Annotated in this window: 24 protein-coding genes and 1 pseudogene; 11 read left to right on the top strand and 14 right to left on the bottom strand. The window is 71.7% G+C overall.

The window, feature by feature from the left end:
* Positions 1-55: 55 nt before the first annotated feature.
* Both RLT59_RS32490 and RLT59_RS32485 read right to left on the bottom strand, forming a co-directional pair.
* Positions 56-976 (bottom strand): hypothetical protein, encoded by a 921-nt coding sequence (locus tag RLT59_RS32490; protein ID WP_311306705.1) that lies wholly within the window; start codon positions 974-976, stop codon positions 56-58.
* 60 nt (positions 977-1,036) lie between these two features.
* The gene (locus RLT59_RS32485) at positions 1,037-1,765 is read right to left on the bottom strand and encodes a helix-turn-helix transcriptional regulator (RefSeq protein ID WP_311307938.1); all 729 of its coding nucleotides are present in this window, start codon (positions 1,763-1,765) and stop codon (positions 1,037-1,039) included.
* A gap of 187 nt (positions 1,766-1,952) precedes the next feature.
* Between RLT59_RS32485 and RLT59_RS32480 the strand changes: the two are divergent.
* A pseudogene (locus tag RLT59_RS32480) lies at positions 1,953-2,813 on the top strand (SDR family NAD(P)-dependent oxidoreductase); the annotation flags it as partial.
* Positions 2,814-2,870: 57 nt separating this feature from the next.
* On the opposite strand, the gene RLT59_RS32475 reads toward RLT59_RS32480, so the two are convergent.
* From RLT59_RS32475 to RLT59_RS32465, 3 genes are all read right to left on the bottom strand, one after another.
* The gene (locus tag RLT59_RS32475; RefSeq protein ID WP_311306704.1) at positions 2,871-3,785 is read right to left on the bottom strand and encodes a GNAT family N-acetyltransferase; all 915 of its coding nucleotides are present in this window, start codon (positions 3,783-3,785) and stop codon (positions 2,871-2,873) included.
* Positions 3,786-3,858: 73 nt separating this feature from the next.
* Positions 3,859-4,941 (bottom strand): pyridoxal-phosphate dependent enzyme, encoded by a 1,083-nt coding sequence (locus tag RLT59_RS32470; protein WP_311306703.1) that lies wholly within the window; start codon positions 4,939-4,941, stop codon positions 3,859-3,861.
* A 105-nt stretch (positions 4,942-5,046) separates the two neighbouring features.
* Positions 5,047-5,448 carry a winged helix-turn-helix transcriptional regulator gene (locus tag RLT59_RS32465; protein ID WP_311306702.1) on the bottom strand — a complete coding sequence of 134 codons (402 nt, stop codon included), beginning with the start codon at positions 5,446-5,448 and terminating at the stop codon, positions 5,047-5,049.
* 133 nt (positions 5,449-5,581) lie between these two features.
* On the opposite strand from RLT59_RS32465, the gene RLT59_RS32460 reads away from it, so the two are divergent.
* The 3 genes from RLT59_RS32460 to gap all read left to right on the top strand — a co-directional run bounded on the left by RLT59_RS32460 (position 5,582) and on the right by gap (position 8,593).
* Positions 5,582-6,472 (top strand): alpha/beta fold hydrolase, encoded by an 891-nt coding sequence (locus RLT59_RS32460; protein ID WP_311306701.1) that lies wholly within the window; start codon positions 5,582-5,584, stop codon positions 6,470-6,472.
* Positions 6,473-6,519: 47 nt separating this feature from the next.
* Positions 6,520-7,476: a GlxA family transcriptional regulator gene (locus tag RLT59_RS32455; protein WP_311306700.1), complete on the top strand. Its 957-nt coding sequence runs from the start codon at positions 6,520-6,522 to the stop codon at positions 7,474-7,476.
* 118 nt (positions 7,477-7,594) lie between these two features.
* Positions 7,595-8,593 carry a type I glyceraldehyde-3-phosphate dehydrogenase gene (gene gap / locus RLT59_RS32450; protein WP_311306699.1) on the top strand — a complete coding sequence of 333 codons (999 nt, stop codon included), beginning with the start codon at positions 7,595-7,597 and terminating at the stop codon, positions 8,591-8,593.
* Positions 8,594-8,665: 72 nt separating this feature from the next.
* On the opposite strand, the gene RLT59_RS32445 is transcribed toward gap, so the two are convergent.
* Positions 8,666-9,067 (bottom strand): DUF5997 family protein, encoded by a 402-nt coding sequence (locus RLT59_RS32445; protein ID WP_311306698.1) that lies wholly within the window; start codon positions 9,065-9,067, stop codon positions 8,666-8,668.
* Between the two features lie 58 nt (positions 9,068-9,125).
* On the opposite strand from RLT59_RS32445, the gene RLT59_RS32440 reads away from it, so the two are divergent.
* The 4 genes from RLT59_RS32440 (at position 9,126) to RLT59_RS32425 (ending at position 12,019) form a co-directional block, all read left to right on the top strand.
* Entirely contained in the window at positions 9,126-9,929 is an 804-nt protein-coding gene (locus tag RLT59_RS32440; RefSeq protein ID WP_311306697.1) for a LysR family substrate-binding domain-containing protein, read from the top strand.
* Between the two features lie 40 nt (positions 9,930-9,969).
* Positions 9,970-10,482, top strand: a complete 513-nt coding sequence (locus RLT59_RS32435) for a DinB family protein (protein ID WP_311306696.1) — start codon at positions 9,970-9,972, stop codon at positions 10,480-10,482.
* A gap of 138 nt (positions 10,483-10,620) precedes the next feature.
* Positions 10,621-11,118, top strand: coding sequence for a peptidylprolyl isomerase (locus RLT59_RS32430; RefSeq protein WP_311306695.1), 498 nt, complete (start codon positions 10,621-10,623; stop codon positions 11,116-11,118).
* Positions 11,119-11,275: 157 nt separating this feature from the next.
* Positions 11,276-12,019, top strand: coding sequence for a Clp protease N-terminal domain-containing protein (locus RLT59_RS32425; RefSeq protein WP_311306694.1), 744 nt, complete (start codon positions 11,276-11,278; stop codon positions 12,017-12,019).
* 103 nt (positions 12,020-12,122) lie between these two features.
* On the opposite strand, the gene RLT59_RS32420 is transcribed toward RLT59_RS32425, so the two are convergent.
* The 4 genes from RLT59_RS32420 to RLT59_RS32405 form a co-directional block, all read right to left on the bottom strand.
* Positions 12,123-13,274 carry a serine hydrolase domain-containing protein gene (locus tag RLT59_RS32420; protein ID WP_311306693.1) on the bottom strand — a complete coding sequence of 384 codons (1,152 nt, stop codon included), beginning with the start codon at positions 13,272-13,274 and terminating at the stop codon, positions 12,123-12,125.
* Positions 13,275-13,394: 120 nt separating this feature from the next.
* Positions 13,395-13,970, bottom strand: coding sequence for a histidine phosphatase family protein (locus RLT59_RS32415; RefSeq protein ID WP_311306692.1), 576 nt, complete (start codon positions 13,968-13,970; stop codon positions 13,395-13,397).
* 61 nt (positions 13,971-14,031) lie between these two features.
* On the bottom strand, positions 14,032-14,463 hold the full coding sequence (locus RLT59_RS32410) for a GNAT family N-acetyltransferase (RefSeq protein ID WP_311306691.1): 432 nt from the start codon (positions 14,461-14,463) through the stop codon (positions 14,032-14,034).
* A complete protein-coding gene (locus tag RLT59_RS32405; protein WP_311306690.1) occupies positions 14,460-15,929 on the bottom strand; it encodes an aminotransferase-like domain-containing protein in 1,470 nt (489 codons plus the stop codon). Before RLT59_RS32405 ends, RLT59_RS32410 begins: the two co-directional genes overlap by 4 nt.
* On the opposite strand from RLT59_RS32405, the gene RLT59_RS32400 reads away from it, so the two are divergent.
* Complete coding sequence (locus tag RLT59_RS32400) at positions 15,928-16,917, top strand: DMT family transporter (protein WP_311306689.1); 990 nt, start codon at positions 15,928-15,930, stop codon at positions 16,915-16,917. The genes RLT59_RS32405 and RLT59_RS32400 overlap by 2 nt on opposite strands.
* A gap of 84 nt (positions 16,918-17,001) precedes the next feature.
* Positions 17,002-17,217 carry a DUF1918 domain-containing protein gene (locus RLT59_RS32395; RefSeq protein ID WP_311306688.1) on the top strand — a complete coding sequence of 72 codons (216 nt, stop codon included), beginning with the start codon at positions 17,002-17,004 and terminating at the stop codon, positions 17,215-17,217.
* A gap of 1 nt (position 17,218) precedes the next feature.
* Here the strand turns inward: RLT59_RS32395 and RLT59_RS32390 are convergent, their stop codons facing one another.
* On the bottom strand, positions 17,219-18,484 hold the full coding sequence (locus tag RLT59_RS32390) for a glycoside hydrolase family 10-like protein (protein WP_311306687.1): 1,266 nt from the start codon (positions 18,482-18,484) through the stop codon (positions 17,219-17,221).
* Positions 18,485-18,671: 187 nt separating this feature from the next.
* Here RLT59_RS32390 and RLT59_RS32385 point away from each other — a divergent pair, with 187 nt between their 5' ends.
* Positions 18,672-19,529, top strand: a complete 858-nt coding sequence (locus RLT59_RS32385) for a 3-hydroxybutyryl-CoA dehydrogenase (RefSeq protein WP_073737446.1) — start codon at positions 18,672-18,674, stop codon at positions 19,527-19,529.
* A 78-nt stretch (positions 19,530-19,607) separates the two neighbouring features.
* Here the strand turns inward: RLT59_RS32385 and RLT59_RS32380 are convergent, their stop codons facing one another.
* From RLT59_RS32380 to RLT59_RS32370, 3 genes are all read right to left on the bottom strand, one after another.
* The gene (locus RLT59_RS32380) at positions 19,608-22,355 is read right to left on the bottom strand and encodes a CDP-glycerol glycerophosphotransferase family protein (RefSeq protein ID WP_311306686.1); all 2,748 of its coding nucleotides are present in this window, start codon (positions 22,353-22,355) and stop codon (positions 19,608-19,610) included.
* Positions 22,356-23,147: 792 nt separating this feature from the next.
* Entirely contained in the window at positions 23,148-23,675 is a 528-nt protein-coding gene (locus RLT59_RS32375) for an NUDIX domain-containing protein (protein ID WP_311306685.1), read from the bottom strand.
* A 51-nt stretch (positions 23,676-23,726) separates the two neighbouring features.
* Positions 23,727-25,067, bottom strand: a complete 1,341-nt coding sequence (locus RLT59_RS32370) for an NsdA family TPR-like regulatory protein (protein ID WP_311306684.1) — start codon at positions 25,065-25,067, stop codon at positions 23,727-23,729.
* Between the last annotated feature and the right edge of the window lie 152 nt (positions 25,068-25,219).

The following is a 25,219-nucleotide window of genomic DNA, read 5'->3' as shown; positions in this document are numbered from 1 at the left end:
TCTGGGTGGCGGATTACCGGTGAGAGTTGGCGCTCCAGTTGGCGCAGAGCCGGTCTCAGTTTCTGCGGTCGATCTTCTTCTCCCGCATCAGCTCCCGCAGCTCCGGGTCGGACAGCGGGTGCAGCGTGTCCAGGAGACGGCGCAGCCCGGGTTCGTCCAGGGTCTGGCTGCTGGCCTCTGCCTCCGCGCCCGGGAGGCGACGGGTGAGGGTGACCGTCCTGCCGCCGGGGAAGGTGCGGACCATGCGCATCCCGCCATGCGCGTCCACCGTGCAGGAATCGCCCTTGCTCACCGGCTCGGGGCACTGGGCCGCGGGGGTGAGTGCCGTTCGCAGGTTGATGTCCACGTACCCCATGCTGTTCCGTCCCTCGGGGCGGTACTCGACCCTGAAGTAGCCGGGACCGGCCTCGGTGCGGGTCAGCTCCATGCCGGCCGGGGCGGCGGCCACGTAGAGCAGTTCCGCGTGTTCCCGGTAGCGCGCGATCTCCGCCTCGCGCTGCCGCTCCCGCGACTGTGCGGGGCCGACGAAACCCCCGTAGGCCACAGCCGCCGCCGGCGCGGCCAGCGCCCCCAGCCGCACCCACCGGCTCGGCACGAAGAGCGCCGCGGCCGCCGCGTAGGGCACGCCCGACAGCGCGAAGCCGGCGCCGGCGCTCCCGAGATCGACATCACTGCCGTAGGCGGCCAGCCCCGCCAGGACTCCGAGCGTGCCGAGGACGAAGACCGCGACCGCCCAGCCGAACCGCCGTGACGCGGTGTCGCACAGCGGCACCACGCCCCGCACCGGGATGCCCGTCACGGACAGCAGGCCGACGGTCACCGGGACTCCCAGGACGAGGACCGGGACCGTCCCGGCGAACCCGCCGCCCCACGCCGACGCCAGCAGCGTGAACCCGAGCGCCGGCACCGTGACGGCCATCGCCGCCCAGACCAGGAGGAGGTGAAGGGCCGTCAGCCCGCGTCTGTCACTCGTCATGCCGCGGATTCTGACAGGTGGTCCCCCATCGGACATGAGTTCGCGTACTCAGCGGCTCCGCTACTCGGTGAGGCGCTGTGTTCCCACGACGGACAGGAAGTCGAGGCGCTCCGCGTCACGGGTCCCGGGCTGTGCGGTGTAGACCATGACGCGCAGGCTGCTGCCCGCGACGTTGAGGACGTCGCAGTCGAGGGTGAGGGCCCCGACGTGGGGGTGATCGATGGTTTTGCGGCCGGCTTCGTGTTCCGCTGCCGTGCCGCTTTCCCAGAGTCCGGCGAATTGGGCGCTGCGCGTGCGGAGTTTCCGAACCAGCGATTTCAGCTCGGGATCGTGGGGGTATTGGCCACTGGTGCGTTTCAGGTCGGCGGCCAGGAGTTCCCGGAGTTCTCCGTTCGACCGCGGAGTATGTCGCACGCGGGTTCTGGAACTGACGAATGCACGCCAGGCGGCATTCAGGTCCTCGCCGTGCCATTCGCCCATGAGGGCCGTGTAGAGGGGGTTGGCGAGGAGCTGGGTCCAGGCCGCGTCGTAGACGGCGACGGGGGTGGTGACGAGCCGGTCGAGGATGCGGTGGATGCCGGGTGTGAGGTGGCGGGGGATGAGGCCGGCGCCCGGCGGCGCCAGTCCTGCCAGGCGGAACAGGTGCTCCCGCTCCCCCGGCGCGAGGCGGAGGGCGCGGGCGAGGGCCTCGACCACCTGGGAGGAGGGGTGGGTGGCTCGTCCCTGTTCGAGGCGGACGATGTAGTCGGCGGAGATACCGGCGAGCTGGGAGAGCTCTTCCCGGCGCAGGCCGAGGGCCTGTCCGACGGATCAGGGTCGGAAAGGGCGCGGTGTCTGGTGCGGCGCATCGCAAGGCGCCGGAGCGCCCTCAGGTGGGGTCTCCCCTGCTCGAACGAAGCTGAGAGCTTGGGGAAGGAGCGATTCGGGCGTTTCGGCAACGCGGCGAGGTGCCGTGCCAGGCACCGTGACCCCGGCCATGATCCGCCGGACAGGCCCTACGGCGCGTCTGCGGCTCGTGGCGGGCAGGCCGACCGTTTGCGGGGTGACACGGTCGCGCCAGGCGCGCAGGGCTCCGCCCAGTTCTGTACGAGCCATGCCGGCCATTGTGGCAAATCCGGGCCGGCACTTTCCTGGTACCGCGATTCCCAGGAAAACGCGTCCGCTGTCTGACAGCCGGAAAATGCCCCAGGCTGGTGGCAGCACGGCGGAAAGGCCGGCGGCGGGAGAGCGAACCCTGAGCCGGCGGCCGCAGACCGAAAGGAACACCCCCATGAGCAAGCTCGCTCTCGTCACCGGCGCGACCTCCGGCATCGGCAGGGCGTTCGCCGAGCGCTTCGCCGCCGACGGCTACGACCTGATCGTCGTCGGCCGGCGCCGGGACCGTCTCGCGGAGTTCGCCTCCGGCCATCCCGGGGTGAACGTGCGCACGGTCGCCGCGGACCTGTCCACGGAGGAGGGCATCGACTCCGTCGCACGGTACTGCGCGGATGAGCCGCTGGACGTGCTGGTCACCAACGCCGGTGTCTCCCACTACATGCCGCTGGCCGAGCTGCCCGCCGACAAGGCCCGCGAACTGATCAACGTCAAGGTTCTCGCCCCCACCCTGCTGATGCGCGCCGCCGTCGGCGGAATGCAGCGGCGCGGCACCGGCACCCTCATCAACGTCGCCGGAATGATCGCCTTCTCCGGACCCGCCGACCCGTCGGTCATGCCGCGCCGCGCCGTGTACGCCGGTACTCTCGCCCACCTCGTGGCCATGACCCAGGCGCTCAGCGCCGAGCTGGCGGGCACGGGGGTCAGGGCCCAGGTGGTCTGCCCCGGTGTCGTCGCCACCGAGTTCCACTCCGCCCAGGGCCTGGAGCTGATCCGTCTCCCCGGCGGCCGCCGGGCCCCGTCAGGCCGAGGCGCGCGGGAGGCCGGTGGACCGGTACTCCTCCACGATCCGGTAGCCGACGCTCGTATACAGGTTCATCGCCACCTCGTTGCCGCCCCACACGGTGAACATCAGCACCGAGTCACCGGCCGCGAGCGTCGCCTGTTCGCCGGCCGCCATCGCGGCCCGGCCGTACCCCTTGCCCCGGTACCGCTCGTCGATGTGGAGCGAGTAGCCGTACGTGACTCCGGGGAGGTGCCCGTGCTTCAGCCAGCCGGTGCCGATCGGCTCCCCCGCCGCCTCAAGGACCAGGAGGGTGGTCGCGGGGGTCGCCAGGCCCTCGGGGATCAGCTTCGCGAAGTCGTCGTCGGACTTGCGTGCGGCTTCCTCGGGGCTCTTGGCCCCCGACCGGACGATGTCCTCGACGTAGGCGAGCTTCTCCGCCGCCAGCCACTCGGGGTACTCGGCCGGCGTCATCGGCCGTGCGGTGACGCCGTCGACCGGTTCCGGCGGGGAGTCGACGCGCCGCGCCCTGAGCTGGCCCCGGACTCCGTACCCGTCGAACAGCGCACCGGCCGGTTCGCTGATCCGTATGTCCACCCGGCCCGCGCCGCGCTCCGCGCACCACTCCTCGGCCCAGTCCCGGGCGGCTTCCTCGTACCCCCGGCCTGCGTGGTCCGCCTCGACGCGGAGGTCGCCTATGTGCCCCGTGGGCACCCCGTTCTCGTCCTTCACGGACACCGCGACGTAGCCCACCCGGGTCCCGGCGTCGGTGATCCCGGCGACGGTCCAGCCGCCGAGCCTGCCGCGGGTCTCCTCGACCGTGCGCCGCGTCGCGGCGTCGCCGAGGCCGGCCGCCAGCAGCGAGGCGGTCAGCCGCCGCTCGAAGTCGTTCTGCCAATCCCCTTTGTCGCCAAGGGCGTTGAATTCTGTCACCCGGTCACATTACGGGATGGCAGTCGGTCTCCGGCGAGGGAGCGGGGTGGTTTATTCGGGCCGCCCGCAGCCGTCATCCGTCCGCCCATTCCCCGGTGCGGGCGAACCGCTCGATGGCGGCCTCGTACGGCGTCGGGTCGAGTCCGCGCTGCCGCGCCCACGCCATGTCGAGGTGGGTGCTCCGGTAGGGTCCGGGGCCGTCCCCGATGAAGGTGACGACGCTCCCCCGTACGCCCGCCTCGCGCATCCGGGCCACGAGGTGGCAGGTCCCCCAGAAGTTGGTGCCCGTCGCCGGTCCGGCCTCGATCCCGGCGGCCGTGCTCAGCCAGCGGACCGCCGCCAGGGACGCCGCGTCCGGGACCGGGATCATCAGATCGATCAGAGCCGGCCGGAAACCGGGCTCGGTACGGGGGCGGCCGATGCCCGGTATCCGGGAGGGCATCCCCGTGGCGTAGTCGGCGCACCCGCTCGCCCACGCGGGGAAGTAGGCGGAGTTCTCCGGGTCCACCACGGCCAGCCGGGTCGGATGCCCGTTGCGCCGCAGGTGGCGTCCGATCGCCGCCGAGGTCGCCCCCGTACCGGCGCCGGTGACGATCCACTCCGGGACCGGGTGCGGCTCCCCGCCCAGCCGGTCGAAGATCTCGTCGGCGGCCGTCGGCAAACCGCATCCGGCGACCGCCCGTTCCGCGTCGGTGAAGTGGTCCAGGAAGTGACCTCCGAGCAGCTCGGCCAGCGCCCGCGCCTCCGCCTGGGCGGCGGCCGGCGGCTGTTCACCGCGCTGCCAGCGGCCGCCCTCCGCCTCGATGGCGGCGAGGAGCTCCGGAGCGGTTTTCGCCGGTACGACGGTGGTGAACTCCAGCCCCAGCAGCCTCGCGAACCGGGCACCGGCGACCGCGACCGCCCCGCTCGTGGCCGCGATCACCGGCGTGTCCGCCGTGAGGGCACCATGGGCGACCGCCTCGCAGAACATGGCGCGCACCAGGCGGTACTTCATGCTCCCGGTGGGCTGCGCGGACTCGTCCTTCAGGTAGATGTCGACGCCCGGGACACCGGGCAGCGAGAGTGTGCGCAGAGGCGTCGGCAGCAGGTGCGAACCGTCCTCCCGCACCCGCCGGATCGCTTGTGCGGCCCAGGCGTTGGGGTGCGGCTCGGTCATGACGGAACCCTACGACGTCCGGCGGACGGCCGGAACGCTCCCGCCGTCCGCGTCCATGTCGCCACCGTGCCGCGCGACTGTGCCGGGAACTGCCGGCCGTTCCGGCTACGGGGCACTGTCGGCGCTCTCCCGGTTGGCGCGGTCGATCTCGGCCATGTGCTCCTCCGCCCAGGCCCGCACCATGGCCAGCGGCTCTTCCAGAGACAGGCCGAGCGGGGTGAGCCGGTAGTGGACGCGCGGCGGCACCGTCGGCTCCACCCGGCGCTCGGCCAGGCCGTCGCGGGTCAGCCCCTGGAGGGTGGTGGACAGCATCTTCTGCGAGATACCGGGCATCCGGCGCCGCAGTTCCGCGAAGCGCACCTCTTCCGGGGACGCCTCCGCCAGCACTTTGACGGCCATCGACATCCACTTCGTGCCGATCCGGTCGAGCAGGCCGCGGGTCGGGCACTCCGGGTCGAACAGGTCTCCGCGACCGCCCTGCGGGGGCCGTCGCGCCGTAGGGGTCACCTGGAGCTCACCACCTGAGGCGGAAGTGCCGTCTTGGCACTCCCTTAGTAGTTACCTATCGTTTTGTAGTCACCAATGGTAACCACAGCGCGCGGCCACGAGCCGCATCGCCCGAACCGATCCGGAGCCCACCATGCCCGTCCCGTCAAGTCCCCCCGACCGCCCCGTGCTCCGGCAGATCACGGCCAACGGCATCGAGATCAACGTGGCCGTGGCGGGTGAAGGACCGGCCGTCCTGCTGCTGCACGGCTTCCCGCACACCTGGCGGCTGTGGACCCACGTCATGGACGGACTGTCGGACCGGTTCCGGGTCATCACACCGGATCTGCGGGGGTTCGGCGCGAGCACCCGGGCCGTGGACGGCTACGACGCGGGCACGCTCGCGGCGGACGCCGAGGCGCTGCTCCGCGCGCTTGGGGAGAGTTCCGCCGCGGTCGTCGCCATCGACGCGGGCGTGCCGCCGGCCTTTCTGCTGGCCATGCGCCGCCCCGGTCTCGTCCGGCAGCTGGTGGTCATGGAGTCACTGCTGGGCCCGCTTCCGGGCGCCGAGAAATTCCTCGCCCAGGGGCCGCCCTGGTGGTTCAACTTCCACCGCGAGCCCGGCCTCGCGGAATCCGTGCTCGTCGGGAACGAGGACCGGTACATCGACTGGTTCCTCGACGAGGGCACGCTCGGGCAGGGCGTGGAGCCCGCCCTGCGCGCGGACTTCCTCGACGCGTTCAGCGGAAGCGAGGCCCTGCGGTGCGCCTTCTCCTACTACCGCGCGCTGCCGTCGAGCGCCGGGCAGATCCTGGACGCCACCCACAGGAGCCGGCTGACCGTGCCCACCCTGGCCATCGGCGCCCGGCCCGTCGGCAGGGCGCTCGAACAGCAACTGCGGCCGGTGACCGACCGCCTGGCCGGCCGACTCGTCGAGGACTGCGGGCACATCATCCCGCTGCACCGGCCGGACGAGCTGCTGCGCCTTCTGGATCCGTTCCTCAGCGACTCGGCCGGGGCGCCCGTGGACACGACGCGTCGCTGAGCCGTGGCCGCGTCCCCGTGGGGTCCCGCCGCGTACCCTCGTCTCCCATGCCAGCCCCTCGCCTGCACCACGTCGCGGTGCTCGTCCTCGACGGCGCGAAGCCGCTCGATGTCGGCATTCCCGCCCAGGTGTTCACGACCCGCGCGAGCATGCCGTACGAGGTACGGGTATGCGGTGCGGCGCCCGGTCTCGTGGCCGGCGGCGACGGCCTCTCGTACTACGTCACCCACGGGCTCGACGCGCTCGACTGGGCCGACATAGTCTTCGTGCCCGGCTACCGGCTCCCCGACCGTGACGACCCGCCGCAGCCGGTCATCGACGCGCTGATCGCCGCCCACGACCGGGGCGCGCGCCTCGCCGCCATCTCGACCGGGGCGTTCGCGCTCGCCGCCACCGGTCTCCTCGACGGCCGGCGCGCCACGACGCACTGGCACTACACGCGGGCGCTCGCCGCGAAGTACCCGCTCGTCCGGGTCGACGAGAACGTCCTGTTCGTCGACGAGGGCGGGGTGCTGACCTCCGCGGGCGCCGCCTCCGGCATCGACCTCTGCCTGCACGTGCTGCGCGGCGACCTCGGGGTGGCCGCGTCCAACCACGCGGCCCGGCGCCTGGTCGCGGCGCCCTACCGCAGCGGCGGCCAGGCCCAGTACGTGCCGCGCAGCGTGCCCGAGCCGCTCGGGGAGCGGTTCGCCGCCACCCGTGAGTGGGCGCTGCACCGGCTGGGCGAGCCCCTCACCCTCGACACGCTGGCCCGGCACGCGGCAGTGTCGCCCCGGACGTTCTCGCGGCGGTTCACCGAGGACACCGGATACACCCCGATGCAGTGGGTCATGCGCGCCCGGATCGATGTGGCCCGCGAGCTGCTGGAGCGTTCGGAACGAGGCGTCGAGCAGATCGCCGCCGACGTCGGGCTCGGCACCGGAGCGAATCTGCGGCTGCACTTCCAGCGCATCCTCGGCACCACTCCGAGCGAGTACCGGCGCACCTTCGCCCAGGGCGAATAGCCAGCGGCGAACAGCCCGCGCGGAGCGTGGCGGGATCCTTACGGACCATGGCGATCACGCCGCTGTCAGAGGGTTCCGGCGAGCGCGATGCTGGAAGCGAGGAGAAAGGGACTCTCACATGACTCGCATCGCCATCAACGGATTCGGCCGCATCGGACGCAACGTGCTGCGCGCGCTGCTGGAACGCGAAAGCGACCTCGAAATCGTCGCCGTCAACGACCTCGCGGAGCCCGCCGCACTGGCCCGGCTGCTCGCGTTCGACAGCACCGCCGGCCGGCTCGGACGTCCGGTGAGCGTGGACGGGGACACCCTCGTCGTCGACGGCCGCCGCATCAAGGTGCTCGCCGAGCGCGAACCGGGACAGCTGCCGTGGACCGAGCTGGGCGTCGACATCGCGCTGGAGGCTACCGGCCGCTTCACCTCCGCCAAGGCCGCCCGCGCGCACCTCGACGCGGGCGCGAAGCGGGTGCTGGTCGCGGCGCCGTCGGACGGCGCGGACGTCACGCTCGCCTACGGCGTGAACACCGACGCGTACGACCCGGCCCTGCACACCGTCGTCTCGAACGCCTCGTGCACCACCAACGCCCTCGCGCCGCTGGCCGCCGTGCTCGACGACCTCGCGGGCATCGAGCACGCCTTCATGACGACGGTGCACGCCTACACGCAGGAGCAGAACCTCCAGGACGGCCCGCACCGCGACGCCCGCCGCGCCCGCGCCGCCGGGATCAACATCGTGCCGACGACGACGGGCGCCGCCAAGGCGATCGGCCTGGTGCTGCCCAACCTCGACGGCAAGCTGTCGGGCGACTCCATCCGCGTACCGGTTCCGGTGGGCTCGATCGTCGAGCTGAACACCACCGTGGCCCGCGATGTGACGCGCGAGGAGGTGCTGGAGGCGTACCGGACCGCCGCGCGGGGACCGCTGGCAGGGGTGCTCGAATACTCGGAGGACGCGCTCGTGTCGTCCGACATCACGGGCAACCCGGCCTCGTCGATCTTCGACTCGGCCCTCACCCGGGTGGAGGGCCGCCACATCAAGGTGTCCGCCTGGTACGACAACGAGTGGGGCTTCTCGAACCGCGTGATCGACACGCTGACGCTGCTCGCCACTCGCTGAGCGGAAGCGGGGGCGGGAACGGGGGCGTTTTCGGCCGCCCCCGTCAGTGCCTCGCGACTGCGGCGGCCGGTGTCAGGACCGGTCCTGCTCCTTGCCGGCGCGCTCCGCGTTCCGCTCCTTGATGCGCACCGTCTCCTTGCGGACCTCGGCCTGGGTGGCACGCTCCTTGCGCAGCCACCCGGGGTCGTCCTGCTTCAGGGCTTCGATCTGCTCCGTGGTGAGCGCCTCCGTGACGCCACCGCGCGCGAGACCGGAGATGGAGACGCCTAGCTTGGCGGCGACCACCGGCCGGGGATGCGGGCCGTTGCGTCGCAGTTCCTGCAGCCACTCGGGCGGCTCTGACTGGAGGGCCGCCAGCTCGGCGCGCGAGACGACACCCTCCTGGAACTCGGCGGGTGTGGCTTCGAGGTACACACCCAGTTTCTTCGCCGCGGTCGCGGGCTTCATTGTCTGGGTGGTCTGGTGCGACGTCATGGGGTCAAGAGTATCGAGCGTGTGCGCCACCGCTGACCACGACCGGTAACCTGGCGGGGTGACAGGCTCGGAAGCAACCCCTTCGTTCCGGCTCGCGTACGTCCCCGGGGTGACCCCCACCAAGTGGGTGCGGATCTGGAACGAGCGCCTGCCCGACGTCCCCCTCTCCCTCGTCGCGGTGCCCGCCGCGGAGGCGTCGGCCCTGCTGCTCGACGGCGGCGCCGACGCGGGTTTCGTACGGCTGCCGGTGGACCGGGCGGACCTCAGCGCGATCCCCCTCTACACCGAGGCGACCGTGGTCGTGATCCCCAAGGACCACGTGGTGGCGGCGGTGGACGAGATCTCCGTCGAGGACCTGGTTGACGAGATCGTGCTGCACCCGCTGGACGACGTCCTCGACTGGGAGCGGCTGCCCGGACAGCCCGCGATCGAGCGTCCCGCCACGACGGCGGACGCGATCGAGCTGGTGGCGGCCGGGGTGGGCGTCCTCGCCGTCCCGCAGTCGCTCGCCCGGCTGCACCACCGCAAGGACCTGACGTACCGGCCGCTCTCCGGCGCCCCCGAGTCGCGCATCGCGCTGTCGTGGCCGGAGGACCGGACCACCGATCTGGTGGACGACTTCATCGGGATCGTCCGGGGCCGGACGGTGAACAGCACCAGGGGCCGCGGTACGCCGCCCGCGGAGAAGCCGAAGCGCAAGGCTCCGGAGACCGGTGGCGCCCGGCGCAAGCCCGCGGCCGGTGCGGGAGCGGGGAGGGGCGCCCGGGGCGGTTCCGGTGGCGCGAAGGGGGCCAAGGGCGGCTCCCGGGGCGCGAAGGGCGCTGCGGGCGCCAAGCGCGGAAAGCCCCGCAAGCGGCCGTAACACCCCCGGTTGTCAGACCCGGCCGGCACGATCGGTGATCATGACGCACACCGAACGCGCGATGCCGCCCCTCAACGCCGACGAGCGCACCAACCTAAAGAGCTGGCTCGGCTTCTACCGGGCCACCGTGGCACTGAAATGCGAGGGCCTGGCCGACGAGCAGGTCCGGGAGAGCTGTGTCCCGCCGCCGTCGCTGACGCTGCTGGGGCTGGTCCAGCACCTGACCGAGGTCGAGCGGAACTGGTTCCGCCGGGTGCTCGCCGCGGAGGACGCCCCGCCCACGCACCCCGCACGGGCCGGTTCCGGTGGGCACGCCGGCGGTTTCGAGGTCTCCGCCGGCGCCTCCTTCACGCAGACCCTCGCGGCGTGGCGGGAAGAGGTCGCCCTGTCCCGCGCCAACTGTGCCGTGCGGGCGCTGGAGGACACCGTTCCCTTCATGGGCGGCGAGGTGAGCCTGCGGTGGATCTACACGCACATGATCGGTGAGTACGCCCGCCACAGCGGCCACGCCGACCTGCTGCGTGAGCGGATCGACGGCAGTACCGGAGTGTGACGGCCAGGAGTGGCGGGTCCGGGACCGCCGTCGCGTGCGCCGTACGCGTGGACCACATGCGCCCGGTCCGTCACCCGTGAGCGTCCTTTGGCCGCGCCCGCCCGTCGGGGCCGCGCGGCCGGATGTCAGGATGGTTGCATGACGAGCAAGGTTTACTTCGACATCACCATCAACGACGAGCCCGCCGGGCGGATCGTCTTCAACCTGTACGACGAGGTCGTTCCCAAGACCGCGGAGAACTTCCGCCAGCTGGCGACCGGCGAGCACGGCTTCGGCTACAAGGGTTCGTCCTTCCACCGGGTCATCCCGGAGTTCATGCTCCAGGGCGGCGACTTCACCCGGGGCGACGGCACCGGCGGCAAGAGCATCTACGGCGCGAAGTTCGACGACGAGAACTTCAAGCTGGCGCACACCAAGCCGGGTCTGCTCTCCATGGCGAACAGCGGCCCGAACTCGAACGGTTCGCAGTTCTTCATCACGACCATCGTGACCTCGTGGCTGGACGGCAAGCACGTGGTGTTCGGCGAGGTCGCCGACCAGGAGAGCATGGACCTGGTCACCAAGATCGAGGGTCTCGGCACGCAGAGCGGCCGGACCAAGGCGAAGGTCACCATCGCGGACTCCGGGGTTCTCTGATCCCGGCCCGCCGGCTGAACAGCTGACCGGACGCGCCGGCCGACGAACACCGTCGGCCGGCGCGTTAGTCACATCCGGGGCTCTTGTATCCGGAGCCTCCACGCGTACTGTCAACGGAAGGTTGACACCCTCTCTACTGTCAACCTAAGGTTGACACATGACGAATCCAGTCGGCTCCACGCATCCGGTCCGCCTCGACGACCTCATCGAAGCCATCAAGAAGGTCCACCCCGACGCCCTGGACCAGCTCCAGGACGCCGTCATCGCCGCCGACCACCTCGGCGACGTCGCAGATCACCTGATCGGCCACTTCGTGGACCAGGCCAGGCGCACCGGCGCCTCCTGGACGGAGATCGGCAAGAGCATGGGGGTCACCCGGCAGGCGGCGCAGAAGCGGTTCGTCGCCAAGAACCCCGGCGAATCGACCGACCTCAACCCCAGCCAGGGCTTCGGCCGCTTCACCGCGCGCGCCAAGAACGTCGTGATGGCCTCCCAGAACGAGGCGCGCGCCGCGGGCAACAGCGAGATCGGCACCGAGCACCTCGTACTCGGGCTGCTCAGCGAGCCGGAAGCGCTCGCGGCGGCATTCATCAAGGCCCAGGTGGTCACCCTGGACACCGTCCGCCAGGCCGCCACGGCGGCGCTCCCGGCGGCCTCGGAGGAGGAGCTGCCCGAGCTCCTCCCCTACAACGCCGACGCCCGCAAGGCACTCGAACTCACCTTCCGCGAGGCGCTGCGGCTGGGGCACAACTACATCGGGACCGAGCACATCCTGCTCGCCCTGCTGGAGCACGAGGACGGCGCGGGACTGCTGACCGGCCTCGGTATCGACAAGGCGACCACGGAGGCGGCAGTCGTCGAAGCACTCACGCTCATCGTCGCCGCACAGGATAAGGACTGACCGGCCAGGGCTGACCAGGCGGGCTGACCGGGCGGGACCCGCCGGACCCGACTGACCCGCCGGGCCGGGCGGCCCGTACCCGCCGCGCCGCCACCGGAGCGGGTCACAGCGAGGCGTACACGGCCTCGATCAGCGCCTTCTTGCGCGGGTCGTCGGCGATGAGCGGGCCCATCCGGTTCATGACGTAGCCCAGGGCGATCCCGGCCTCCGGGTCGGCCAGTCCGCAGGAGCCGCCCGCGCCGTCGTGCCCGAGGGCCCGCGGGTTGGGGCCGTACGAGCGGTTGGGGCCGCTCAGCCAGGGCCCGAGCGCGATCTCCGTCTCGTGGTCGAGGCCGGCGCCCAGCACCAGGTCGCGGCAGCCCCCCTGACTCTCGCGGACCCGCTCGGCGGCCTTCTCCGAGAGGACGCGCCGTCCGTCGGCGGCCGCGCCGCCCGCGAGGATGCCGTACAGCGCGGCGACCGCGCGGGCGGTGCCGTGGCCGTTGGCCGCGGGGATCTCGGCGGCCCGCCAGCCGGGGGTGTTGGCGGCGGCCGCGCCGGTGGGCGGGTTGGGCAGGGAGGCGACGGCGACCGGCTCCATCCGCGCGAAGACGGCCGCCTGCCGGGCGCGGTCCGCTTTCGGGGCGACGAGTTCGGCCGCGCGTCCCGCGTCGGCCGCTGGGAGCCCGATGGTGAAGTCGATGCCGAGCGGGCCGGTCATCTCCCGCCGGAGGAACTCCCCCGGCAGCAGCCCGCTGACCCGCCGGACCACCTCACCGACCAGGAACCCGTGGGTGAGCGCGTGGTAGCCGGACCGGGTGCCGGGCTCCCACCACGGTTCGGTCGCGGCCAGCCGGGCGCAGGTCAGCTCCCAGTCGTAGAGCTCGGCCAGGGTGTGCGGCTCGCGGAGCCCCGCCAGGCCCGCGCGGTGGGAGAGCAGGTGTGTGACGAGCACGCCCTCCTTGCCCGCCGCGGCGAACTCGGGCCAGTAGGCGGCGACCGGGGCGTCGAGGTCGAGCAGGCGCCGGTCGGCGAGGATATGGGCGCAGAGCGCGGTCGGTCCCTTGCCGGTGGACCAGACGTTGACGAGGGTGTCCCGCTCCCAGGGCCGGGTGCGGGCGCCGTCCGCCCAGCCGCCCCAGAGGTCGGCCACCGGCTGCCCGTCGACCAGGACGGTGACCGCGGCACCGAGTTCGCCCCGCTCGCGGAAGTTCGCCTCGAACGCGCCGCGCACCGCGAGGAAGCGCTCGTCGCAGTGACCGTGGACCGGCGGCACGATGGCCTCCCTCGACTGGGGCGTGACCGGACGGACCCGGCCCCCGGACAACGTACCGACTGGTCGGACCGGCGGGAAGACATGGTGCGCGGCGATCCCGGCGGACCGGCCCGACGCCCGTCAGCGGGCCCCGGTTTCGAGGCAGAGGCTCCAGCGGCGGGGCAGGCCGGTCAGCGTGACGGTGGAGAGCGGGCGGACGTCGACGTTCCAGTACGTCGAGGGCGGCGCCCGCAACGCGTAGACCAGGGCGGCCCGGACGACGGCCGGTTCTGCGACGGCGACGATCAGCCCGTCGCAGGCGGGACGGGTGTCGAGCCAGCCGCCTATCCGGGAGATGAACGCGAGCAGCGTCTCTCCGCCGTGCGGCGCGGAGCGCGGATCCGCGAGCCAGGCGTCCACGGCCGCGGGCTCGCGCGCGGTGACGTCCGCGAGGGTGAGTCCGCGCCACCGGCCCATGTCGCAGTCGCGCAGGGCGGGCTGGACCATCGGGGCGAAGCCGAGTGCCTGGCCGGTGGCACGGCTGCGGGCGGTCGGTGAGCAGTAGCGCAGCTCGGCCGCCCCCAGGGGCAACAGGGCGGGGGCGGCGAACTGCACCTCGTGCCAGCCGGTCTCATCGAGCGGCCGGTCGTCCTCGAAGCGCTCACCGAGCAGGGAGGAGTTGCGCGCCGCGGCGACGAGTGAGACTCGAACACTCATGGCGGCGATCGTGGAGCCGTTCGCCCCGCAGGTCAAGAGTGCGGCCGGAAGCGCTTCCGGATCAGCCGAGCTTCAGGGACATCCACTTCTCCGGGCTGTCCAGCGGCTTGAAACCGACCTTCTCGTACACGCCGTGGGCGTCGTCCGTGGCGAGCACGATCGTCCGGACGCCGGCCTCCGCGAGGTGATCGCGCGCCGCCGTGGCCATGCTCGCGCCGAGTCCATGGCCGCGGGCTGCGCGGTCGACGTACACATCGCAGACCCAGCCGAAGGTGGCGTGGTCGGTCACCACCCTGGCGTAGCCCACCTGTTCGCCGGAGGCGAGGTCGTAGGCGCCGAAGTTGAGTGAGCCGACGATGGCCAGATCCTGGCGCTCACGGGTCCGGCCGAGCGCCCAATAGGCGTCCGTGGAGAGCCAGTTGTGAATCCTGGCCGCGTCCAGCCGGGACGGTTCGGACGATATCTCGTAACGCTGCTGGGGAGTTTCCGTCATCCTCCGAGCGTAGCCTCCGGCGCTTCGAGGGCGCCCTCCCAGGCGGTGCGCAGCCGTCGCACGCCCTCCGCGATCTCGGCCGTCCCGGCGACGGCCGCGTAGCTCAACCGGACGTGGGGCGCGGGTGGTTCGGCGCAGAAGTACGGCCGTCCCGGCGCGATGGCGACGCCGGCCCGCAGGGCGGCCGAGACCATGGCGGACTCGTCGGCGCCGGCCCCGGTGCCGGGCAGCCCCACCCAGAGGCTGCCGCCGCCCGCCGGGATGTGCGGGACGGCGAGCGCGGGCAGCTCACCGCGCAGCGCCGCCGCCATCGCGGTGCGGCGGGCCCGCAGCTCGGTGGAGAGGGACCGCAGATGGCGGCTCCAGGTCGGGGTGCCGACGAGTTCGAGCGCGGCTTCCTGGATCGGCCGGGGGACGAAGAAGCTGTCGACGACCTGGATCGCGCGCAGCCGTTCGAGCACCGGGCCGCGCGCGGCGAGGGCTCCCACCCTGAGGCTGGGTGAGGTCACCTTGGTGAGGGAGCAGACGTGGACGACGACCCCGTCGGGGTCGTCCACGGCCAGCGGCGGCGGCAGCGGCCCGGCGTCGTCATGGACGAGCCGGCGGGCGAAGTCGTCCTCGATGACGAACGCCCCCGCCTCCCTGGCGATCCGGACGGCCTCGGCCCGCCTGGCAGGGGCAAGGACGGCGCCGGTCGGGTTCTGGAACAGCGGCTGGCAGACGAAGACCCGGGCGCCGGTGGCCCGGAACGCGGCGGCGAGCAGCTCGGGCCGCACCCCGTCGGTGTCGGCCGGGACCGGCACGGGCCGCAGCCCGGCAGCCCGCGCCACCGCCAGCATCCCCGGGTAGGTGGGCGATTCGACGAGCACCGGGGCGCCGGGCGGGGCCAGCGCCCGCAGCGCGGTGGCCAGCGCGCTCTGGCCCCCGGCGGTGATCAGCACGTCGGCGGCGGTGAGCGCGGGCCCGATCTCGTGGGCGAACCAGGCGCGCAGTTCGGTCAGCCCGTCGGTGGGCGGGCGGCCCCAGGCACCGGGGCGCCGGCCGGCCCGCGCGAGGGCGGCGGCGAGGGCGCGTTCCGGCTGGAGCGAGCTGTGCAGATAGCCGCCGTTGAACTCGACGACGCCGGTGGCCGGGGCCGCCAGGGTGGCCAGCACGCCGGACGCGTCGACGCTGCGGGGTACGGCCTCGGGGCCGCCGTCGCCGCTGAGCGACACCTCCTGCCACGAGGTGTCGCCGGCCGACGGCGCCGCGCCGCGGGGCTCCGCCCGGAACGCGCCCGAGCCGGGGCGGGTGACGACGAGCCCTTCCGCGGCGAGCTGCGCGATGGCCCGCGAGACGGTCACCGGACTCGCCCGGAAGCGCTCCACCAGGGCACGGCTGGACGGCAGCTTCTCGCCGGGCGAGTAGCGGTTCAGCTCTCTCCGCAGAGAACTCGCCAGATCGGCCACACTGCTACGCTCATGCATGACAGCAGAGGATAGCGCTACTCACAGCAGCACGATAGCGGTCGGGCCGACGGCGGGCGGCACGGGCCGCGCCCACGCACCGGACGTACCGGGCAGCGGCCCCGGGGCCCGGCGGGCGGGGCTGAACGGCACGCTGCTCGCCGGGCTCGGGGTGCTCGCCTTCTCCCTGACCTTCCCCTCCACCGCGTGGGGACTGGAGAGCTTCGGGCCCTGGTCCCTGGTGGCGTTGCGCAGTCTGCTGGCCGCCGCGATCGCGGGCGGCGTGCTCCTCGCGGCCCGGGTGCGGGTGCCGGAGCGCCGGCACCGGGCGGGGCTCGCCGTCGTGGCGGGTGGCGTGGTGGTCGGGTTCCCGCTGCTGACCACGCTGGCACTGGAGACCTCGACGACCTCGCACGCGGCCGTGGTGGTGGGGCTGCTGCCGCTGACGACGGCGGTGTTCTCCTCGCTGCGGACCGGATCACAGCCCTCCCGTACGTTCTGGAGCGCGGCGGTGGCCGGCGCCGGGGTGGTGATCGTCTTCACCGTGCTGCAGAGCGGCGGCACGCTCTCGGCCGGGGACGTCTTCCTGTTCGGCGCCCTGCTGGTGTGCGCGGCCGGGTACACGGAGGGCGGCAGGCTGGCGAAGGTGATGCCGGGCTGGCAGGTGATCGGCTGGGCGCTGATCCTCACGCTGCCGCTCGCCGTGGCGGGCACCGCGCTCGCGCTGCCGTACGAGCCGGTGCGGCTGACCGCGCACGGGGTGATCGGCGTGGTCTGGGTCGCGGCCTGCTCGACCTTCCTCGGGCTGTACGTCTGGTACCGGGGCATGGCGGAGATCGGGGTGGCGCGGGCCAGCCAGCTCCAGCTCGCGCAGCCGCTGCTGACGCTGGTCTGGTCGTACTTCCTGCTCGACGAGGAGGTCTCGGCGGCCGCGCCGGTGGCCGCCGTCGCGGTGCTCCTCTGCATCGCGGCGACCCAGCGCGCGGGTGGCGCCGGGCGCGGCCGGTGACCGCGCCCGGTGAATCGTCCCGCCGGGACCGTCCGGACATAGACCTGTCGACATGGACCGCCACCCGTGAGGAGGTCACTCCCGATGGAGGCACACACGGGCGACCGGCTGGTGACGTACGGCAGGACCGTGGGGCAGCAGGACCGGGTCGCAGAGATCGTCGAGGTGCTCGGCGACGGGGGCACTCCCCCGTACCGCGTCCGCTTCGACGACGGACACGAACATCTCCTGGCGCCCGGCCCCGACAGCGTCTTCCAGCACGACGACACCCCCCGGCCCCGGGACGGCGGAGCGCCGTGAGTCAGCCGGGCGGGCGCACCCGCGAGCGGTAGTGGTCGGCCACCACCCGCTCCAACGCGCCGATCCGGTCCGCGACCACGGCCCGCCCCGAGAAGTAGGCGTGGCCGCGGACCTGGTCGTACCCGGCGGCCAGTTCGATGTGCCGGGACAGTTCCGCCGGGTCCCGCCAGGCCGCCGGCTGGGCCGGATCGCCGGCCTTGTAGAGCGCCTCACCGATGAAGAGGTCGACGCCCGTGCCGCGTACCACCTCGTTCCACCAGGGCACCAGCACGGCGTAGTCGGCGGCGGCGAGACCGATGTTCCAGTAGAGCTGGGGGCAGATGTAGTCGATCCAGCCCTTCTTGATCCAGCCGCGGGTGTCGGCGTACAGATCGTCGTAGGTCTGCACCCCGGCGGCGCTCTTCGAGCCGAGCGGGTCGGTCGAGGCGTTGCGCCACACCCCGAACGGGCTGATGCCGAACCGGACGCCCGGCCGGACCGCCTTGATCCGCCGGGCGGTCTCCTGGACCAGCTTGTCGGTGTTGGAACGCCGCCAGGCCGCCTTGCTCGCGAAGCCCGCACCGTACTTCTCGTACGCGGCCCCGTCCGCGAAGGACTGCCCGGCCACCGGGTAGGGATAGAAGTAGTCGTCCCAGTGGACCGCGTCGATCTCGTAGCGGCGCACCGCGTCCAGCACCGCGTCCTGGACGAAGCTCCGGACCTCGGGCAGGCCCGGGTTGTAGTAGAGCTTCCCGCCGTACGGCAGTGCCCAGTCGGGGTGCACCCTGGCGGGATGGGTGGCGGCGAGCCGGGAGCGGTCGGAGTGGTTCGCGACCCGGTAGGGGTTGAACCAGGCGTGCAGCTCCAGGCCCCGGCTGTGCGCCTCCCGCACCGCCGTCCCCAGCGGGTCCCAGCCGGGATCCTTGCCCTGTACGCCGGTGAGGCACTTGGCCCATGGCTCGTACGGGGAGGGCCACAGCGCGTCGGCGGACGGGCGGACCTGGAGGATCACCGCGTTGAGCCGCCGGTCGACGGCCTCGTCGAGGTAGCCGATCAGCTCCGTCTCCTGGGCTGCGGCGGAGAGCCCCGGCTTCGACGGCCAGTCGAGGTTGTCGATCGTCCCCACCCACATGCCTCTGAGCTCACGCCGCACCGCGTCACGGGGCACGACCGGCCGCTCCGCGGCGGCCTCCGCAACGGGCTGCGCGGCTACGGCGCCCGGGACCACCACCGAGGCCACCGTCCCGGCCGCACCGGCCACAAAGCCTCTTCTACCGATTTGCCGCATTTCTTCGCATCTGCCGTTTCTCTGTCCTCATCCGGCCCCCGGAATCGCAGGCCAGGGCCGCGCATGCACGCCCCGGCCTGCGATCCCGCGCGGGGCGCGGAGTAACGTCGTGGGGTCGAGGCGGAGCCCGGAACCGAACGGAAGCCGCCGCACGGAGAACAGTGAAAGGCACGAGGTGACGGACTCTATGGCGGACATCGCACGCGTCGGAGTGGTCGGCTGCGGCCAGATGGGCGCAGGCATCGCGGAGGTGTGCGCCCGCAGCGGCCTCGATGTCAGAGTGGCCGAGACCACCGGCGAGGCGCTGGAGATCGGCCGTACCCGGCTCTACAACTCCCTCTCGAAGGCCGCCGAACGCGGCAAGATCACCGAGGAGGAGCGCGACGAGACCCTCGGCCGCCTCAGCTTCACCACCGACCTCGGAGAGTTCGCGGACCGCGATCTCGTCATCGAGGCCGTGGTGGAGAACGAGCAGGTGAAGACCGAGATCTTCCAGGTGCTGGACCAGGTGGTGACCCGGCAGGACGCGATCCTCGCCTCCAACACCTCCTCGATCCCGCTGGTGAAGCTAGCTGTCGCGACCTCCCGCCCCGACCGGGTCATCGGCATCCACTTCTTCAACCCGGCCCCGGTGCAGAAGCTCGTCGAGCTGATCCCCGCGCTGACCACGTCCGACGAGACGGTCAAGCGTGCCGAGGCCGTGGTGCAGGACATACTGGGCAAGCACCCGATCCGCGCCCAGGACCGCTCCGGCTTCGTCGTCAACGCACTGCTGATCCCGTACCTGCTCTCCGCGATCCGGATGTTCGAGTCGGGTATCGCCAGCCGCGAGGACATCGACAACGGCATGGAGATGGGCTGCGCCCACCCGATGGGCCCGCTCAAGCTCGCTGACCTGATCGGCCTGGACACCGTGGCCTCGGTCGCGGACTCGATGTACGACGAGTACAAGGAGCCGCTGTACGCCGCTCCCCCGCTGCTCCAGCGGATGGTGGACGCGGGCCGGCTCGGCCGGAAGACGGGGTCGGGTTTCTACGCCTACTGACCGTCACGCCGACGGGCCCGGCGGTTACGCCGCCGGGCCCGACGGGGCACGTTGTCCTCACGCGCGCCCGCTGCGCCTTCAGTCCACGAGCATGCGGTCCACGACCCGCGCCGTCGCGAGACCGTCGCCGGGCTCGCAGAAGTCCGCCCTGAACTGCGCGTACTTCTCCTCGTACTCCGCTCCGACGGCATCGACGTCGCGCAGGGCCTTGACCAGCTCTTCGGAGGTCTTCAGCAGCGGGCCGGGCGCCCGGGTGGTGAAGTCGAAGTACAGGCCGCGCAGCGAGTCCCGGTAGTGCTCCAGGTCGTACGTGAAGAACAGCATCGGCTTACCCGAGTGCGCGAAGTCGAAGAGCGCGGAGGAGTAGTCGGTGATCAGGACATCGGCGACGAGGTACAGATCCGCGATGTCCGGGTAGCGGGTGACATCCCACACGAAGCCCCGGCCGGCACCCGGTACGTTGTCGTGGACCCTGGGGTGCTTGCGGAAGAGCAGCACGTGGTCGTGGCCGAGTTCGGCCTGGGCCGCGGCCAGGTCGATCCGCAGATCGAGTTTGTACAGCTTGCTCGCGTGCTTCTGGTCCTCCCGCCAGGTAGGCGCGTAGAGCACCACCTTCTTGCCCTCGGGCAGGCCGAGCCGCTCCCTGACCCGCGCGGCCCGCGCCTCACGGTCGGGGGCGTGGAAGACGTCGTTGCGGGGATAGCCGCTCTCCAGCAGGTCGCCTTCGATGGAGTACGCCCTGCGCATGATCTCCGTGGTGTACGCGTTCGGGGACACCACGAAGTCGAACTGCCGATAGCTGTGCGGCAGGCCGGCGATGTAGGAGGGGCTCGACTGGGGAGAGCCGAGCAGGTCCTTGCCGATCTTCTTGAGCGGCGTGCCGTGCCAGGTCTGCACGACCCGCTGCCCGGGGCGGGTGACGAACCAGTCGCCCACCGCGGTGTTGACGACGACGTAGCGGCTGCGCGCCAGTGCCGCGTACCACTCGCGGCTGCCCCAGCCCACCACGGTCGCTTCCGGCGGCATCTCGGGGAGCCCCGTGTCCTGGGTCCAGATGTGCTCGACCTCGGCCCCTCGGCGCACCAGCTCCTCGTAGACCGCCCGCGGGGAATCCGAGAACTGCTTGCCCCCGAAGCTGATGTAGAGGACCGCGTCGCGCAGGGGGAGCTCGCGCTGCTCGTGGAAGTACGTCTCGCGCAGGATGCGCTGCCGGTAGGCGCCGTGTTCATCGGGGCCGAGCAGCCGTTCCGGCTCGATGAAGATGCGGTCGAAGTAGCGGCGGTCCACGGTGTAGGCGCGCCGCGGGCCGCTCAAGGACATGGGCAGGTCCTGCACCTGTTCCGGGCGCAAGGTCACCGGGACGTCTCCGGACTTGTCCCAGGCGTCCGCGTCGCGGAAGAACAGGTACCAGCGACCGGGGCACAGGGGAAGCTCGGGACCGTGCGTCTGGGGGGCCTCCTCCGGCTTGATCCGAAGGGTGAACCGCCCGTCGACGAACTCGACCGGCAGCTCCTTCTCCTCGAAGCGGACGCCGTGCCGCAGGATGAACTTCTTCCCGGCCGCCCACTCACCCGGATACGTGCCCTCAAGCACCAGCTCCCCCGGACCCGCCACGGTCATCGCGTCGACGACGGGCCGTACGGCTCGCGTTGCCAGCATCAGCCTGCCGGGACCGTCGCGGTGGATGGCCAGCTCGCGGCCGGGGCCGAGCCCGTGCCTCCCGGTCGTGAAGCCCTCGGCGAGAGGGGTCTCCTGGCCACTGCCGTCGTCTCCGCGGAAGGTCACCTTGAATTGGCGGGTCTTGATACCCGGGAGGTCGTTCTCGGCCAGCCGGGCAAGGCTGAAGACCGCTTGGCAGCGCCGGAAGGCGTCAGGGGAACCGGACAGGGGAGTGAGCGGGCTGTCGATTCTGTTGTCGCCGTCGACGATGCTCACGGTGGTGGGGGCCTTGGCGCCGCTCCGCGCCCTGGTGACGATTCGCAGTTCGCCGTCCTCGACGGTGCAGGACTCGACCTCGGCAGCGGGCTGCTGGACCGTGATGGTCACGGCGTTCTTGATGAAGCCGACCACGAGACGTGAGCCGTCCGCCAGATGACGGACCTGGTTGTGCCCGGCCGTGCCCGCGTCGCGCTGGCGCACCCGGGCGCCGTAGGTCCCGCCCGGTCCAGGTATCCCGATGTAGAGGAACCACTGGCCGGCACCGAGCCCGGCGAGCTCGTGCAGCCGACGGGCGGGGACGACGACTTCGAAGCCCGACTGGTCGTAGCAGTGCAGCGCCTGTCCGGAGGCGACGGTGGCCTGCTCGTTCGTGGTGCGGCGCATGCGCAGTTTGATGCGGCGGCCGGTCTCGCCGTGCTCCAGCACCGCGAACCGGCCGATGACGCGACTCGATGCGCGCGGCAGGTTCGCGACAGACGCGTACCCTCCCCACACCAGATCGTCGCCGCGCCACTCGACCGAGGTGAGCTGCGCCGTCACCGGCAGATCGCGGGGCTTGAGCTCGGTTATCCGTTCGGGCAGCGCAAGGCTCCGCATCCCCGGCAGCACCAGGCGCGGGCGCCGGACGCCTGCCACGAGAAAGCCGCCCGGGTCCCTGCGCTGGCCCAGGACCACCTTGACAAGGTCCTCGGCACGCCCCTCGGCAGCGAGGTACCAAATGACGCGCGCGGCAGGACGGAGGGCGGTGAGCGCCCCCTCGCCGTGGACGTCGAGCAGTTCCCGCGCAGTGGCGCTCAACTCTTCGCGCTCGGCCCGCGAGCTCTCGGGGAAGAAGCGCAAGATCCTCTGCACTCTTTCCGATGCGAGATCGGCGAGAGACTGCGCCATGAATAACGCCCTTCTTCAATGTGGCAGTTGACGTCAAGTCGTCACGCGTTAACCGAGTCTGCCTGCGATTGATGCGGATTTATCGTACGCAACCGATGAGAGGCACTTGACGGAGTCGCGCGCCGACGGCCGGGCCCGGGGGCGAGGGTATCCGCAGCTCGGGAGACGTAAAGCCCCGTACCGTCGACATCAAACCCATTGTCGCAATTGCGAATCATGGACACTTTGGGAGTTTTTCACCGGAATTCGGCCGAGCGGATCGCGGCAGAGCGGGCATTCACCAGGCGCACATACACCCCCGGCTAGGGATAGTTGTACAGATCTTGTAAAAATTTCTGTGATGTAAATGACACCCTTCTGAACCGAAGGGGCGATTTAAGGCGCGATTCACTCCCCCTTGGCCTGCCCGTCACGCATCCAGTATCAGGCTTTCTTCTCGAAAGACGCGGTATGTCCAACATTGACGCGCTGCCAAGTCGGGATTCCTGGCAATGGAAATCCTCAAGGCGTATGGCATCCGGACCACAGGAGATCCGTCGGAAGCGACTCCCATAAAGGCCTCTGGCGCATCCGTTGTCATCAATGCGCCAGCAGGAACATTTGCTGGCTGCGCAGCAATAGCGACCCACGCCAATAGCGTTTCGGGGTAAAGACTGACGCATCCTTCCTGACCCCAGCCGATTACACGCACAAGGGAAAGCCGGTACGCCGCTCCCCCACCGCCACACCGCTCCGGCGCGAGGGGCCCGCCGATCCCCCGCACCGGAGCGGGCCGGCTCGGCCCAGCCGCGATCAGCCCAGCCGTAAGTGGTGCAGCATCATCAGCCCGGCCGCCATGCCCGCGGCCGGCACCTCACCGCGGGCGATCATGTCGGGCACCAGCTTGAGCGGTATCCACTCGCGGCGCGAGGACTCGAAGGCGTCGCAGGGCTCGCCGGTCCATTCGGCCCGCTCGCCCCAGTAGAAGTGGCGCCGGGCGTCGGTGAGACCGTTCGACGGCTCCACGGTCAGCAGCGGGCGCAGCGGTCCGGGGCGCCAGCCCGTCTCCTCCTCCATCTCCCGCGCGGCCGCCGCGAGGCCCTCACCGTCCTCGACGACGCCCGCGGCGAGTTCCCAGCCCCAACTGTCGGTGATGAACCGGTGCCGCCACAGGAGCAGCACCTCGTTCGCCTCGTTGACGACGGTGGCCGCGGCGACGGGGCGGAGCCGGATGACGTAGTGGTCGAGATGGTCGCCGTCCGGGAGGACTACATCAGCCAGATTGACCCGGAACCAGCGATTCTCGTAGACAGTTTGTTCGTTCAGGTTCGTCCACTGCATAGTTCTGCCACCTTCTGACTAGTAGGTGGCCATATCGCAGCAGACCTGCGCTCACAGTGGTACGCGCAGCGATCCGTCGATCAGCTCCGCGGCCCGTTCCGCCTCCGCGCTGCCGTTCACCACCAGGTGCTCGCGCACGGAGCGCAGCCGGTCGCGCAGCCGCTGCGACTCCATGCCCCTGGCACGGTCCGCCATCTCCGCGGCCGTGACCGCCGCCCGGTCGGCCTCGCCCTGCCGCAGCTCGATGGTGGTCAGCATGGCCAGCCGGTGCACCCGGCCCCGGTCGTGCGCGGGCGTGCGCACCGCTGCCACCGCGTGCTCCCTGGCGGCGGGCAGGTCTCCAAGGCTCAGCAGCGCCTCCGCCACCTGGACGTTGACCAGCCCCGGCTGGACGTACCCCGTCTCGTCCGGCTCCTGGCCCGGCCGGATGCGCTCGGCCTCCGACTCGGCGCGCCGGACGGACTTCAGGGCGCTGCCGCCGTCGCCGAGATGGGCGTACGCCTTGGCCTGCATCGCGTGCAGATCGGCGGCGAGCGCGGGGGTGATGTCGCGTCCGGCGGCCCGCAGCGCCGCCTCCGCGAACGCGACGGACTGCCGGTAGTCGGCCAGGAACAGCGACTGGTTGACCAGCAGCGCGATCACATAGCCGCCAAGCCCCCGGTCCCCGCTCGCCTTGGCCAGCCGCAGCGCCTGGTGGAAGTAGCGCTGGGCGAGCCCGTGCGCGTCGGAGTCGTAGGCGCAGATGCCCGCGACGGCCACCAGCCCGCCCGTCGCCCGGTGCAGCTGACGGCCCATTGCGTCGCTGTAGCCGCCGCGCAGCAGCGGGGCGGTCTCGGTGTTGAGGAAGCCGACGATGCGCGAGCGCGTCGCGATACCGCCCGCCCTGCGGTACATGAGTTCGTAGTGGGCGCGGGCGGCCCGCAGTGTCGCTATGTCGGCCAGGCTGACCCGGCTCGTACCGGCACGGGAGACGTCCGCGTCCTCCGGCGGGTTCTCCCACTCCCACACGGGCATCACCGCGGTGGTCCCGGTGACGGCCGGGGCGGCGACGACGTGCGGGCGCTGCTGTTCGTCGGAGCGCCACAGCGCGGTGGCCCGTTCGACGAATCCGGTGAGCGAGGACCCCTGCCCGGGAGCGCGCCCGCCTTGGGCCGCCATGCCGATGTCGTCGAGCGAGACGGCCCTGTGCAGGCGGCCGCCGAGCACTTCGCAGATCAGGTCGGGCACCTGGCCGCGCGGGCGCTGGCCCTTCAGCCAGCGGGCGACGGCGGTGTGTTCGTACCGCAGGCACAGGCCCCGGGCGCGGCCGGCCTGGTTGACGTGCGCGGCGAGCCCGGCCCGGGAGACACCCGCCTCGTCGATCAGAGCCTCTAGCAGAGTGTTGGGCTCCATTGCCCCCATTGCCCCCTTCGGTGGTTCGGCACGCCAGGACGTGTCGCCCCAGTGGAGCACGATTCACACGGGGTGTGAACGGAATGCCCGAACCGTCCCGCTGCGCACGCTGTTGCGCGGACCGGCGAATGGCTTGACTGAATCCCTCGCAA

Source organism: Streptomyces sp. ITFR-6 (genome assembly GCF_031844725.1).
Classification (GTDB): Bacteria; Actinomycetota; Actinomycetes; order Streptomycetales; family Streptomycetaceae; genus Streptomyces.
Note: the sequence above shows the minus strand (reverse complement) of the source record. Positions and strands in the feature narration are given on the sequence as shown.

Coding starts and splice junctions, on each gene's coding strand:
- RLT59_RS32490 (WP_311306705.1), bottom strand. CDS start 976: ATGACGAGTGACAGACGCGGGCTGACGGCCCTTCACCTCCTCCTGGTC.
- RLT59_RS32470 (WP_311306703.1), bottom strand. CDS start 4,941: ATGACCGAGCCGCACCCCAACGCCTGGGCCGCACAAGCGATCCGGCGG.
- RLT59_RS32460 (WP_311306701.1), top strand. CDS start 5,582: ATGCCCGTCCCGTCAAGTCCCCCCGACCGCCCCGTGCTCCGGCAGATC.
- RLT59_RS32455 (WP_311306700.1), top strand. CDS start 6,520: ATGCCAGCCCCTCGCCTGCACCACGTCGCGGTGCTCGTCCTCGACGGC.
- gap (WP_311306699.1), top strand. CDS start 7,595: ATGACTCGCATCGCCATCAACGGATTCGGCCGCATCGGACGCAACGTG.
- RLT59_RS32445 (WP_311306698.1), bottom strand. CDS start 9,067: ATGACGTCGCACCAGACCACCCAGACAATGAAGCCCGCGACCGCGGCG.
- RLT59_RS32435 (WP_311306696.1), top strand. CDS start 9,970: ATGACGCACACCGAACGCGCGATGCCGCCCCTCAACGCCGACGAGCGC.
- RLT59_RS32430 (WP_311306695.1), top strand. CDS start 10,621: ATGACGAGCAAGGTTTACTTCGACATCACCATCAACGACGAGCCCGCC.
- RLT59_RS32425 (WP_311306694.1), top strand. CDS start 11,276: ATGACGAATCCAGTCGGCTCCACGCATCCGGTCCGCCTCGACGACCTC.
- RLT59_RS32415 (WP_311306692.1), bottom strand. CDS start 13,970: ATGAGTGTTCGAGTCTCACTCGTCGCCGCGGCGCGCAACTCCTCCCTG.
- RLT59_RS32410 (WP_311306691.1), bottom strand. CDS start 14,463: ATGACGGAAACTCCCCAGCAGCGTTACGAGATATCGTCCGAACCGTCC.
- RLT59_RS32400 (WP_311306689.1), top strand. CDS start 15,928: ATGACAGCAGAGGATAGCGCTACTCACAGCAGCACGATAGCGGTCGGG.
- RLT59_RS32405 (WP_311306690.1), bottom strand. CDS start 15,929: ATGCATGAGCGTAGCAGTGTGGCCGATCTGGCGAGTTCTCTGCGGAGA.
- RLT59_RS32395 (WP_311306688.1), top strand. CDS start 17,002: ATGGAGGCACACACGGGCGACCGGCTGGTGACGTACGGCAGGACCGTG.
- RLT59_RS32390 (WP_311306687.1), bottom strand. CDS start 18,484: ATGCGGCAAATCGGTAGAAGAGGCTTTGTGGCCGGTGCGGCCGGGACG.
- RLT59_RS32385 (WP_073737446.1), top strand. CDS start 18,672: ATGGCGGACATCGCACGCGTCGGAGTGGTCGGCTGCGGCCAGATGGGC.
- RLT59_RS32380 (WP_311306686.1), bottom strand. CDS start 22,355: ATGGCGCAGTCTCTCGCCGATCTCGCATCGGAAAGAGTGCAGAGGATC.
- RLT59_RS32375 (WP_311306685.1), bottom strand. CDS start 23,675: ATGCAGTGGACGAACCTGAACGAACAAACTGTCTACGAGAATCGCTGG.
- RLT59_RS32370 (WP_311306684.1), bottom strand. CDS start 25,067: ATGGAGCCCAACACTCTGCTAGAGGCTCTGATCGACGAGGCGGGTGTC.